This is a genomic window from Caulobacter sp. GW821-FHT11A05, from assembly GCF_058809015.1.
The window spans coordinates 87,943-99,412 of sequence record NZ_JBXASF010000013.1 but is presented as its reverse complement, the minus strand read 5'-3'; the positions used below and the strand labels follow the sequence as shown (position 1 = coordinate 99,412).

The 11,470-nt window shown below is 67.3% G+C and carries 13 protein-coding genes; 9 read left to right on the top strand and 4 right to left on the bottom strand.

Translation table 11 applies throughout. The features are described 5' to 3' along the window. The first annotated feature begins 152 nt into the window (after window positions 1-152). Both AC1RSK_RS17995 and AC1RSK_RS17990 read left to right on the top strand, forming a co-directional pair. Entirely contained in the window at window positions 153-1,277 is a 1,125-nt protein-coding gene (locus AC1RSK_RS17995; protein WP_492908988.1) for a ferritin-like domain-containing protein, read from the top strand. Between the two features lie 94 nt (window positions 1,278-1,371). After that, window positions 1,372-1,893: a lipocalin family protein gene (locus AC1RSK_RS17990; RefSeq protein ID WP_492908987.1), complete on the top strand. Its 522-nt coding sequence runs from the start codon at window positions 1,372-1,374 to the stop codon at window positions 1,891-1,893. Here AC1RSK_RS17990 and AC1RSK_RS17985 read toward each other — a convergent pair. Then, on the bottom strand, window positions 1,890-2,933 hold the full coding sequence (locus AC1RSK_RS17985; protein ID WP_492908986.1) for a hypothetical protein: 1,044 nt from the start codon (window positions 2,931-2,933) through the stop codon (window positions 1,890-1,892). The genes AC1RSK_RS17990 and AC1RSK_RS17985 overlap by 4 nt on opposite strands. A 189-nt stretch (window positions 2,934-3,122) precedes the next feature. On the opposite strand from AC1RSK_RS17985, the gene mmcB reads away from it, so the two are divergent. Continuing rightward, complete coding sequence (gene mmcB / locus AC1RSK_RS17980) at window positions 3,123-3,566, top strand: DNA repair putative endonuclease MmcB (RefSeq protein WP_492908985.1); 444 nt, start codon at window positions 3,123-3,125, stop codon at window positions 3,564-3,566. A gap of 80 nt (window positions 3,567-3,646) precedes the next feature. Next, window positions 3,647-4,018 carry an endonuclease domain-containing protein gene (locus AC1RSK_RS17975; RefSeq protein WP_492908984.1) on the top strand — a complete coding sequence of 124 codons (372 nt, stop codon included), beginning with the start codon at window positions 3,647-3,649 and terminating at the stop codon, window positions 4,016-4,018. A gap of 79 nt (window positions 4,019-4,097) precedes the next feature. On the opposite strand, the gene AC1RSK_RS17970 is transcribed toward AC1RSK_RS17975, so the two are convergent. Both AC1RSK_RS17970 and AC1RSK_RS17965 read right to left on the bottom strand, forming a co-directional pair. Continuing rightward, window positions 4,098-4,655, bottom strand: a complete 558-nt coding sequence (locus AC1RSK_RS17970; RefSeq protein WP_492908983.1) for an ActR/PrrA/RegA family redox response regulator transcription factor — start codon at window positions 4,653-4,655, stop codon at window positions 4,098-4,100. Window positions 4,656-4,740: 85 nt separating this feature from the next. After that, a complete protein-coding gene (locus AC1RSK_RS17965; protein ID WP_492908982.1) occupies window positions 4,741-6,135 on the bottom strand; it encodes an ActS/PrrB/RegB family redox-sensitive histidine kinase in 1,395 nt (464 codons plus the stop codon). 66 nt (window positions 6,136-6,201) lie between these two features. Here AC1RSK_RS17965 and AC1RSK_RS17960 point away from each other — a divergent pair, with 66 nt between their 5' ends. From AC1RSK_RS17960 to ptsN, 5 genes are all read left to right on the top strand, one after another. After that, window positions 6,202-6,792: an SCO family protein gene (locus AC1RSK_RS17960; protein WP_492908981.1), complete on the top strand. Its 591-nt coding sequence runs from the start codon at window positions 6,202-6,204 to the stop codon at window positions 6,790-6,792. A 100-nt stretch (window positions 6,793-6,892) separates the two neighbouring features. Beyond that, window positions 6,893-8,386, top strand: coding sequence for an RNA polymerase factor sigma-54 (gene rpoN / locus AC1RSK_RS17955; protein ID WP_492908980.1), 1,494 nt, complete (start codon window positions 6,893-6,895; stop codon window positions 8,384-8,386). Window positions 8,387-8,428: 42 nt separating this feature from the next. After that, window positions 8,429-9,064, top strand: a complete 636-nt coding sequence (locus AC1RSK_RS17950; RefSeq protein ID WP_492908979.1) for an exopolysaccharide biosynthesis protein — start codon at window positions 8,429-8,431, stop codon at window positions 9,062-9,064. A gap of 75 nt (window positions 9,065-9,139) precedes the next feature. Beyond that, entirely contained in the window at window positions 9,140-9,769 is a 630-nt protein-coding gene (hpf, locus tag AC1RSK_RS17945) for a ribosome hibernation-promoting factor, HPF/YfiA family (protein WP_492908978.1), read from the top strand. A 57-nt stretch (window positions 9,770-9,826) separates the two neighbouring features. After that, window positions 9,827-10,294, top strand: coding sequence for a PTS IIA-like nitrogen regulatory protein PtsN (gene ptsN, locus AC1RSK_RS17940; RefSeq protein ID WP_492908977.1), 468 nt, complete (start codon window positions 9,827-9,829; stop codon window positions 10,292-10,294). Window positions 10,295-10,562: 268 nt separating this feature from the next. Here ptsN and AC1RSK_RS17935 read toward each other — a convergent pair whose 3' ends face one another. Next, window positions 10,563-11,408: an alpha/beta hydrolase gene (locus tag AC1RSK_RS17935; protein ID WP_492908976.1), complete on the bottom strand. Its 846-nt coding sequence runs from the start codon at window positions 11,406-11,408 to the stop codon at window positions 10,563-10,565. Between the last annotated feature and the right edge of the window lie 62 nt (window positions 11,409-11,470).

The following is an 11,470-nucleotide window of genomic DNA, read 5'->3' as shown; positions in this document are numbered from 1 at the left end:
GGGTGTCGCAAGCTGCGACCGGTTTAGCGCCCATTCACCAAAGGTGACGCCTCCGTCATTTTTTCTTGACGCTTCGGCGGTAAGTTGACAGTGTTCACATTGCTAAGACCCGGCACAGGGTCGGCGCCCCTTTTGGCCGGAGGATGAAGCTGATGACCGACAAGAACATCACCAAGGACGCCATGTACGACGCGGTGGCGCCGAACGACTTCGAGTCGATGCTCGAACTCGACCGCTACAACAACCGCTCGACCGCCTTCGACAAGATCATCAGCGCCACCCACGACCACTTCTGGGATCCGCTGGACAAGGCCTACATCGACTTCGACGAGCCCTTCGACATGGAGAACGAGCCGCTCGTTCCCGAGGACTTCGTCGTCGCCCTGCAGACCGACTATGTCTCCAACCACCTGTCGGACCCCAAGACCCGCACCCGCTTCATCAACGAAAGCACCCTGCGGATCTTCTCCTCCATCCTGCACGGCGAGCAGGGCGCGCTGAACCTGTCGGCCAGCCTCTGCCATGTGCTGAAGGACCAGGGGGCGCAGGAATACGCCGCCAACCAGACCCGCGAAGAGGCCCGCCACGTCACCGCCTTCGCCAAGTACATCAAGGCCCGCTGGGGCCGCCCCGTGGAATGCGGCCCGACCCTGAAGGCCCTGCTGGTCGAGATCATCGACGCGCCGGAAGTTTACAAGAAGATCATCGGCATGCAGATGCTGGTCGAGGGCCTGGCCATGGGCGCCTTCGCCAGCCTGTACAACGCCATCAACGACCCGCTCGGCAAGAAGCTGCTGCAGCTGGTGATGACCGACGAGGCCTTCCACCACAAGTTCGGGAAGATCTGGGCCGACCGCACCGTGCCCAAGCTCTCCCCCGAAGAGCACGCCATCATCGAGGACTGGGCGGCCCACTGCTTCCAGGCGGTGCTGTTCAACCTGGTCGGCCCGACCCAGCAGAAGGACCTCTATGAGTCCTTCGGCCTCGACCCGGAAAAGGTCATCGCCGAGTTCGCCCAGATCATGACCGACGACCAGCGTCGCGAGAACATGAAAGAGCAGACCAACATCTTCCGCGTCCTGGTCAAGACCCTGCTCAACGCCGGCATCATCACCGAGCGCACCAAGGCCTTCTACGGCATGTATGTCGACCTGGAAGAGCTGAAGCTGGAAGGCGACCGGATGGTCGGCGACGACATCGCCGAGGACGGCATCCGCTACCTCCAGGAGATCAACTTCAAGGACAAGGGCAAGCCGATCAGCATCGCCGCTGAGTAGCGCTTACCGCCTCCAAAGGCCAGAAACAGACTGTGAGCGCCTCGGGGAAACCCGGGGCGTTTTCTTTTTGCATCAAGGCTCTAGATTGCACCGCATGAAGACAGCTTTCGTTCTCGCCGGCGCCCTGGCGCTGGCCGCCCTGCCCGCGGCAGCCGCCGCCCCGCAGCCCGCCCATCCGATCTCGACCGCCTTCTATTCGGGGACCTGGTACGAGGTGGCCCGCACCCCGAACGGCAACCAGAAGGACTGCCAGGCGCCGACCAGCCAGTTCACCTCGGCGGCCGGCGGCAAGTACCTGATGACCCAGACCTGCCGGAAGGGCTCGCCCTCGGGCGCCGCCAAGGTGTGGAAGGCCGAGGGCCAGATCGTGCCGGGCTCGGGCAACGCCAAGTTCAAGGCCAAGTTCTTCGGGCTGGTGAACCAGGAGTACTGGATCCTCGACTGCGCCGGCGACAACAGCTGGGCGATCATGGCCACGCCCGGCGGCAACTATGTCTGGCTGATGTCACGCAAGGCGGTGATGGCCCCGGCGGCCAAGGCGGCGGCGATCGCCAGGATCAAGGCGCTGGGCTACAACACGGCCAAGCTGGAGATGCCGAAGCAGCCGCCGGCTTAGGGCCGCTCAGCCAAGGCCTGTCCTGCAAGAGTCGGCGCGATCTTCGCCAGGACCTGGGGGTCGACGGTGTCTGTCATGACGACCGTCAGTTCAACCTGTCCGCGCCGCACGGGGGACAGCCGTTGGGCTCCCCTCCTGCCGGCCACGCCATAGACGGCGACAAAGCGGGTTCGATCCGCCTCCACCTGGACGAACAGTTGCAGCGCGCCGCGTTGCCTGAACCCCTCCTCCAGACGGCGGGCCCTCTCCGGGGTCATGCGGATCATGTGGGTCGCCAGCGCACCCTGCTTGTCCTCGACGGACAGGCCGCTCCATGGCGCTGTACCGACGCCGACCACCCGGTCCGTTATGTCCGTCATCGGAAGCTGGCGCCGAGGAACAATCCCTGGCCATGGCTCCGGATGGTCGTGAAGGCCAAGCGGCGTCGGCGTCAGGCCGGCAAGACTTTCCAGAAAGTCGAGGCGGTGCCCAAGCCCCGCAATCGTCGCGAGATCGCCGGGTATTGACGAGAAGTCCGGGGCCACGGGTAGGGTCATGCCCTCGATCAGGCGCTCCGGCCTGGCCGGCGCTGTCGTCCCCCCGACCGACCGGGCGGCTTCCCACGAAAAGCGGGCGACCGGCAATCGGGGCAACATCACCAGCCGCAACCGCGCGCGGCCGTTGGATATCTCCCTGGTCTCGACCTCGCGGCCATGCGGCAGGACGTTGAAAACCGCCGTGTAGATCGGTCGTCCCTGGTCGCGGTTGATGAACAGCCGGATCCCGCAATGGTAGATGATCGCGCGGACCTCCTGGGTATGCCGCGCCCTTTCCTCCGGCGTCCGCGGTGGAAGGTAGCCAACGATCTCCATATCTTTGTGCGCCTGCTTCTCCTCGTGAGAAGACAGGCAGAACCGCGCGTCCGGATCGCCGAGGAAGTTGACAAAATCTCCGGTGATGTCGCTCGGGCCCGTCGCCGACGCCCGGCGGAGATGCCACGACAGCCGATCCGGCCTCGACAATGTTTCCAGCAGGTCGCGCTGGAAGGCGGCGGACTTCACAGTCCGCTCCTGCTCTGGCCGAGCCGGCTCTCTGACGTCGATCGACCGATCCGGGCGGCAGGCAATCAACAGCAAAGCGCAGCAGACACAGAGGAAAAGTCGCATGGGACAAATTTGACGCCGCGGCCTTACCCGCCCATGAAGCCGCAAGACTTGACCACGAACGAAACCGGAACATAGATTGCGGCCATGGAGGCCGTCCTCACCCTCATCACCCTAAGCCGCCCGGAGACCACCTCGGCGGTCACCCGCGGGGCCGCGCGGCTGGTGGCGGCGATGGGCTATGCGCCGCTGGCCGAGGTCGGGCTGCCGAACGGACGGCGGGCCGACCTGATGGCGCTGGGGCCGAAGGGCGAGATCGTCATCGTCGAGGTCAAGTCGAGCCCGGAGGACTATCTGTGTGACCGCAAATGGGGGGAGTACCTGCCCTACTGCGACGCCTTCTACTTCGCCGTCGGGCCGGAGTTTCCGCAGGACCTGCTCCCCGAGGAGCCGGGGCTGATCGTCGCCGATGGGTTCGGCGGCGCGGTGGTGCGGGACGCGGCCTATGAACCGCTGGTCGCGGCGCGGCGGAAGGCGCTGACCCTGGCGTTCGGGCGTCTGGCGGCGATGCGGGCGGGGGCGACGCAGTAGACGGGGCGAAGCACGGATAACCTCCCTCCCCGAATGGGGAGGGCAGGCGAGGCGGAGCCTCGCCGGGTGGGGCAGTCGGTATGACAGAGAGACAATTCAGGCCACCAGTCGAACGGGCCAGAGAGCTGCGGTCCAACATGACGCGCCATGAAGCGCGCATGTGGGGTTGGTTGCGGACACTCCGGAAGGAGGGTTTCCACTTCCGGCGGCAGGCGCCGTTCCACGGTTACTTTTTGGATTTTGTCTGCCTAAGCCGGAAGTTGGTCATTGAACTTGATGGGCCGAGCCACGGGGCGGAAACTCAGCAGGCCCATGACACGATCCGGGATGATGTATTGCAGCGCGAGGGGTTCACCGTGCTGCGGATTCAGAACCGGACCCTCGACCAACATATGCCCAGCGTCGTGGACGCCATCTACGAGGCTTTGAGGGCCAGTCCTCGGGCTTGGTGACCGACTGCCCCACCCGACGCGCGTACCGCGCGTCTGCCCTCCCCATTCGGGGAGGGAGGTTGTTGCGCCAATCTGATCGCTACTTCGGCGCCCGTTTGGCCAAAATCCGTTGCAGCGTCCGCCGGTGCATCGACAGGCGTCGCGCGGTTTCCGAGACGTTGTGGTTGCACAGTTCGTAGACCCGCTGGATGTGCTCCCAGCGCACCCGGTCGGCGCTCATCGGTTTTTCGGGCGGGCTGGGGTTTTCGCCGGCCTGGGCCATCAGGGCGCGGACCACGTCATCGGCGTCGGCCGGCTTGGCCAGGTAGTCGATGGCCCCGGCCTTCACCGCCGCCACGGCGGTGGCGATGTTGCCGTAGCCGGTCAGCATGACCACGCGGGACTCGGGCCGCACCTCGCGGATGGTTTCCACCGCCTTCAACCCCGAGCCGTCGTCCAGCTTCAGGTCGATGACCGCGAAGGCCGGCGGGTGGTTGCGGGCCGCGGCGACGCCCTCGGCGACGCTGCCGGCCAGGGTCACCTCGAAGCCGCGCTGCTCCAGGGCTCGCCCAAGGCGGGTGCGCAGCGGCGCATCGTCATCGAGGATCAGCAGGCTCTTGTCGCCGAGCGCGGCGATGGTGTCGGAAACGTCTGTCATGGTGTTCAGGCAGCTCCCACAAATCCGAATCCCCTACCCAACATAGGCGCATTAAACCTGCAGGCGAGCAACGCTCAACCAAGCGCTACCCGTCGACACGCGCCTCGAGGGCCTCCCGCGGCCAACGGACCGTGACCACCGCACCGCCGGCCTTACCATTGCGAAACGTCACCACCCCTCCGGTTCGTTCCATCAGGGTCTTCGAAATGAAGAAGCCCAGCCCCATGCCGATGTGGCCACTGCGCGATCCCTCCGCCCCCGGACGGCTGGTGACATAGGGCTCGCCGAGCTTGGCGAGGATGTCGGGCGAGAAGCCCGGACCGTCGTCCTTGACCTCCAGGGTGATGTTGCGGTCGTCGAAACGGGCGGTGATCAGCACTTCGGAGCGGGCGAAATCGACGGCGTTCTCGACGAAGCTGGTCAGGGCGTGCAGCACCTCCGGCAGGCGGCGGACGTCGGGCGGATCCTCGCCGCGCGGGCCGCTGATCACCGCCTCGACCCGGACCTCCGGCTCCTTGGTGTGGGGGGCGACGGCTTCCTCGACCAGCTGGCCCAGGCTCATATGGCCGTGCACGTCGTCGGTGGCGTCCGGGTCGGCGGTGAGCCGGCGCAGGATGTCGCGGCAGCGCTCGGCCTGGCTGACCAGCAGGTCGGCGTCCTCCTTGGCCGGCGTGCCCTCGGCGGCGCCGCGGGCCATTTCCTTGGCGACGATGGAGATGGTGGCCAGCGGCGTGCCCAGCTCATGCGCCGCCGCCGCCGCCAGGGCCCCCAGGGCCGAGAGCCGCTGCTCGCGGGCCAGCACGGCATTGGTGGTGTCGAGCGCCAGCTCCATGCGCGCCGCCTCGCTGGCCGCCTGCCAGGCGTAGCCGGCGCAGAAGGCGATGCCGAGGATGCGGCTCATGACGTTGCCGATGCGGTTGACCAGCGGCACCTCGCGCACCAGGGCCTCGGGGGCCGGCAGCGGCAGGGAAGTCATCGACAGCACGACGATGCAGGCGATGGCCAGCAGCGCCAGTCCGAGCACATGGCGCAGCGGCAGGGTGGCCGCCGCCAGCACCACCGGGGCGATGATCAAGAGCGAGAAGGGATTGATGGTGCCGCCGGTCAGATAGAGCATGCCGGCCAGCTGCAGGATGTCGAAGCCGAGCTGGGCGGTGGCCTCCCAGTCGGCTGCCTGGCGTTGGGTCGAGGTCGAGGCCAGGTGGACCAGGACGTTCATCCAGGCCGACAGGGCAATCAGGGTCACGCAGGCGACCCACGGGAACTCGAACTTCAGGACCAGGCCGACGAAAGCCACCGTCGCCAGCTGGCCGACCACCGTCAGCCAGCGGACGGTGACCAGGGTGCGGATGCGCAGGCGGGCCCGGCGGCTGCCGCGGAAATCCCAGGGGCTGGGGGCGGCGGCTTGCGCGCTGTCGTCCCCCGGCTTATCGAGGCCGCGCTTGTCGGCGTCCGGCGACAGGGGCGAGAGGATCGTCATGCGGCGGAAGATGCACCCAAATCCGGGCCAAGCGCCACCCTGCCCCGCGCCCCCCTGGGAGGAAAGATGACCCGAACCCGCATAATCCTCTGGGGCGCCGTGGCCCTTGGCCTGGCCGTGGTGCTGGTCCTGGCATTCAGCGCCGGGGCCTTCCGGCCCAAGGCGACGGTCGCCGACGTCGGCGGGCCGTTCAGCCTGGTCGACCAGACCGGCCGGCCGGTGACGGAAAAGGTGCTGAACGGCCAGTGGAACATGGTCTTCTTCGGCTTCACCTACTGCCCCGACATCTGCCCTGGAACGCTGCAGAACCTTATTCGGGTCAAGGACCAGCTGGGGACCAAGGGCGAGGACGTGCGGATCGTCTTCATCTCCATCGATCCAGGCCGCGATCGGCCGAAGGCGATCGCCGACTGGCTGGAGGCCAACGGCGCGCCGGCCGGCACCCTGGGCCTGACGGGGACGCAAGAGGAGGTCGACAAGGCGGTGAAGGCCTACAAGGCGGTGGCCAACAAGGTCGGCGAAGGCCCCGACTACACCATGGACCATTCGACGGTGGTCTATCTGATGGACCCGCGTGGCCGCTTCGCCCGCCCCCTGCCCTACAGCCTGCCCGACGAGATCGTCACCCAGGTGACGGCGGCCAAGCGCGGGGACTGACGGCGATCCTTGCAAGAAGGGCGCCGGTTTAAGCGGCCTGTTAACCAACCGGCCCCAAAGCTGCGCATTCCATTCACGCGCGGCTCGGGAGGGCTGATCTTTGTCGCTCGGTCCGAGACTTGAACTCCGGCAAGGCCAGGGGCTGGTCATCACCCCCCAGCTGCAGCAGGCGATCAAGCTGCTGCAGCTGTCGAACCTGGAGCTGGAGGCCTTCGTCGAGGCCGAACTGGAGCGCAACCCGCTGCTGCAGCGGGACAGCGAGCCCGAGACCGAGCAGGACGCCCCCAAGGTCGACCGCGCCGAAACCGCCTCCGACGAGATGCCCGACAGCGCCGCCACCGCCGACATGGACGGCGGCCAGGACGACGTCAGCCCCGGCGAACGCGACTCCCGCGAGCATGATGGCGGCGAAGCCGGCGACGGCGGCGGGGCCATCGACTGGTCGCGCGCCGGCAAGGGCGGCAGTTTCGAGAGCGAAGACGATTTCGAGGGCCGCCTCTCCAAGGAGAAGACCCTCAGCGAACATCTGCATGATCAGCTGGCCGTCGCCGGCTTGAGCGAAGCCGAGCGCGGCGTCGCCGCCGTGCTGATCGACGCGGTCGACGAGGGCGGCTACCTGCGCGCCGATCTCGTCGAGATCAGCGAGCGGCTGGGCTGCGGCCTGCCCTTCGTCGAGGGGGTCTTGAGCGTCCTGCACGGCTTCGAGCCGACCGGGGTCATGGCCCGTGATGTGCGCGAATGCCTGTCGCTGCAGCTGCGCGAGAAGGACCGGCTGGATCCGGCCATGGACGCCCTGCTGGCCAACCTCGACCTGCTGGCCCGGCGCGACATGGCGGGCCTGAAGAAGGTCTGCGGCGTCGACGACGAAGACCTGCGCGACATGATCGCCGAGCTGAAGGCCCTCACTCCCCGCCCGGGCGCGGCCTTCGGCGGCGAGCCGGCCCATCCCGTTTCGCCAGACGTCTATGTCCGCGAGGGACCGGGCGGGCTGTGGCACGTCGAACTGAACACCGACACCCTGCCCCGGGTGCTGGTCGACCAGCGCTACCATGCCCGGGTCAGCGGCGGCGCGCGCACCGAGGCCGACAAGGCCTTCCTGAGCGACTGCATGGCCAGCGCCAGCTGGCTGGTCCGCAGCCTGGACCAGCGGGCCCGCACCATCCTCAAGGTGGCATCCGAGATCGTCCGCCAGCAGGACGGCTTTTTGGCCTACGGCGTGCAGCACCTGCGGCCGCTGAACCTGAAGACGGTGGCCGACGCCATCGGCATGCATGAGTCGACCGTCAGCCGGGTGACCAGCAACAAATACATCGCCACCCCGCGCGGCCTGTTCGAGCTGAAGTTTTTCTTCACCGCCTCGATCGCCAACAGCAGCGGCGGCGAGGCCCACTCGGCCGAGAGCGTGCGCCACCGCATCCGCCAGCTGATCGAGACCGAACGCAACGAGGCCGAGGTGCATTCCGACGACACCATCGTCGACATCCTGAAAGAGGCCGGGGTGGACATCGCCCGCCGCACGGTGGCCAAGTACCGCGAGGCGATGCGTATTCCTTCGTCGGTGGAACGCCGCAGGGCGCTGAGGGCCGCGGTCTAGGACCCTTCCCGGCGCGCGGGCGTTGTGACGCCCGGAGGCCGGATGGACGATCACTACCAGGAACGCAAACTCACCCTCTCGCAGGTGATGAGCGAAATCGCCGCCGACGACGACCCGCGGGTCACGCTGGGCGAGATCATCCACCGGCTGGGCCACCGCGCCTTCGGGGCGATGTTCTTCGTCTTCGCCGCCCCCAACTGGCTGCCGATGCCGCCCGGGGCCTCGACCTTCCTCGGCTTCCCCCTGGTGTTGATGACGCCGCAGATGATCTTCGGGGTGCGCGGCCCCTGGCTGCCCAACTTCATCGACGAGCGGCCGCTCAAACGGCAGCACATGGCCGACGCCTTCGAGAAGCTGATCCCCTGGCTGCGGAAGGTGGAGAAGGTCTCGCGCCCGCGCCTGACCTTCCTGTTCGGGCCGGTCGGCGACCGGGTCATCGCCTTTGTCTGTTTCCTGCTGTCGCTGGTGCTGATCCTGCCGATTCCGCTGGGCAACATGGCCCCGGCGGCGGCCATCGCCATCTTCGGCCTGGCGATGATCCAGCGGGACGGCATCCTCGCCCTGCTGGCCTACGCCATCAGCGCCCTGAGCCTGGGCCTGCTGTTCATCGGCGGCCGGGTGGCCATCGAAGGCGTCGAGAAACTGATCGAGATGGCGGACCGGCTGATGGGCGCCTGAAGGGTGACGTCACAAAAGGGGGAGGTCCCTTCGGTTTTCTTGACACCATCCGGAGGCGGGCGCGTTCTAGTCCGTATGCAAATCCAAGTCGCTGGCAAACAAGTCGATGTCGGCGCGGCCCTGCGGGACCGCATCACCGACGATCTCTCCAACAGCATTGGCAGGTACTTCGATCGCGGCGGCGCCGCCGACGTGACGGTCAGCCGCGCGGGCCATGGGTTCCGTGTCGATTGCGCCCTCGCCCTGGACTCCGGGCAGCGCCTGCAGAGCCACGGGGCCGGCGGTGACGCCCATGCCGCCTTCACCGACGCGCTTGGCAAGATCGAGACCCGGGTGCGCCGCTACAAGAAACGGCTGAAGGACCACAGCCCGGCCGCCAACGCCAAACAGGAGGAGCGCGCCACCTACACGACCCTGCGCTCGCCCGATGATTCCGGTGACGACATCGACTGGGACGCGGAAGAACCGACGTCGAATGGCGCGCCGAGCGCCATGGTCATTGCCGAAAATGACACTGAGATGAAAACTTTGACCGTTTCGGGGGCGGTTATGGAACTGGACTTGACTGAATCGCAAACAATTGTGTTTAGGAACGCCGCTCACGGCGGATTGTCCGTCGTCTACCGTCGGGCCGACGGCAATATCGGCTGGATCGATCCTGAACGCACCAGTCGCGCCAGGAACGGTTCGGGCGCCAAGGGGTAGGACCCCGCTGGCGCTGTTCGTCTCGCCCAGGTTCAACCCTTTCCAAGTTCCGCACACATGAACATCGGTCAATTGCTTGAGGCCCGCGCCATCGTCCCCCGGGCGAGTGGTGGGTCAAAGCGCCAGGTTCTCTCCGTCATCGCCGACGTCGCGGCCCGCACCTGGGGCCTCGACCAGGCGGCGGTGCTCGACGCCCTTCTGGAGCGCGAGGCGGCCGGTTCGACCGGCGTCGGCCACGGCGTGGCCGTGCCGCACGCCCGCATCGAAGGCCTGGACCAGATGCGGGCCCTGTTCGTGCGCCTGGAGACCCCGATCGCCTATGAGGCCGTCGACGGCGCCAAGGTCGACCTGCTGTTCGCCCTGCTGGCCCCCGCGGCCGACGCCGGCGCCGAGCACCTGCGCGCCCTGGCCCGGGTCTCGCGCCTGATGCGCCAGTCCGAACTGCGCGCCCAGCTGCGCCAGGCCCGCACGTCAGAGGCCATCCTGGCCCTGCTTGAGCGCGAGGCTCAGCCGTCTGCGGCCTAGGGGCTTATCGAAGCGGCCAACCATTATACCGCGCATCCGGGCGGGAAGGGGCGGCGAACGCCCTGGGCCTTTGAAAACATTATCGAAATCGTGCCCGCCGGGTTGGGCGAAGCGCCGCTATTGTGGCTTGGCGCGTTGGCCGGACGGTTGGCCGGCTGTTGCCGGATGTTGGCCCGATTGTCGTCGATCGGCCTACATCGGACCGCGCCGCGGCGATCGCCCGCGGAACCGCCCCAACGAGGCCCAAAATGAATATGTCTAGACATATTCATCGAGCCTGGGCCTGCTCCTCAAGGAACGGCCAGATCCGGTCGTAGAGGCCGTCACGGACCAGGGTGTTGTGGTCTGACCCCGTCATGCGGATGAAGCGCTTGGGCTGCGCCTTGATCAGGCCATAGAGGGCCTCGCCCTGGCTGATCGGGATGACGCCGTCATGGTCGCCGTGGGCGATCAGCACCGGCATCTTCACCTTGCCGGCCCAGCGGCGGGACTCGTAGCGATCCTGCATCAGCAATCCGACTGGCGCCCAGCTGATCCGCTTCTGGGCGACCTCGACAGCGCTGGCGTAGGGGGCCTCCAGGATCAGGGCGCGGGCCGGGTGCTCGGAGGCCAGCTTGACCGCCAGACCCGAGCCCAGGCTGAAGCCGTGAATGACGATCTGGTCGGGGCGGTAGCGGGCCGCCAGCCAGCGATAGGCGGTCTCGGCGTCAATGCGCAGACCCTTCTCGGTCGGTGTGCCCGTCGAGCCGCTGTAGCCGCGATAGCCGACCGCGAAGAAGCCGGCCCCCCGGGCGGCGATGCGCCGCCAGCGGCCCTCCTGGATGGCCAGGCCCAGGCCATTGCCGTTGAAGTAGAGCATCACCGGCTGGGTCGGGTCCGCCGGCGGCAGGTACCAGGCGACCAGGGTCTCGCCGTCGGAGGTCTGCATGCTGATCGACTGGATGGCCGGGCCGGCCGGGTCGATGACCTGTGGCTTGGGGTCGGGGTAGTAGAGGTAGCGCCGCTGATTGGCGAAGACATAGGCAACGGCTGAGCCATAGAGGAGCGCACCGACCAGCAGGGTCAGCAGGCCAAGCCGCAGCCAGGTCGGAAAAGGCTTTCGCGCCGTCGCCAATGTCATTCCCCCCAGGCTGTCATTCTCCGGGCCCGCGCAGCGGGAACCGGGGAACCCATCTG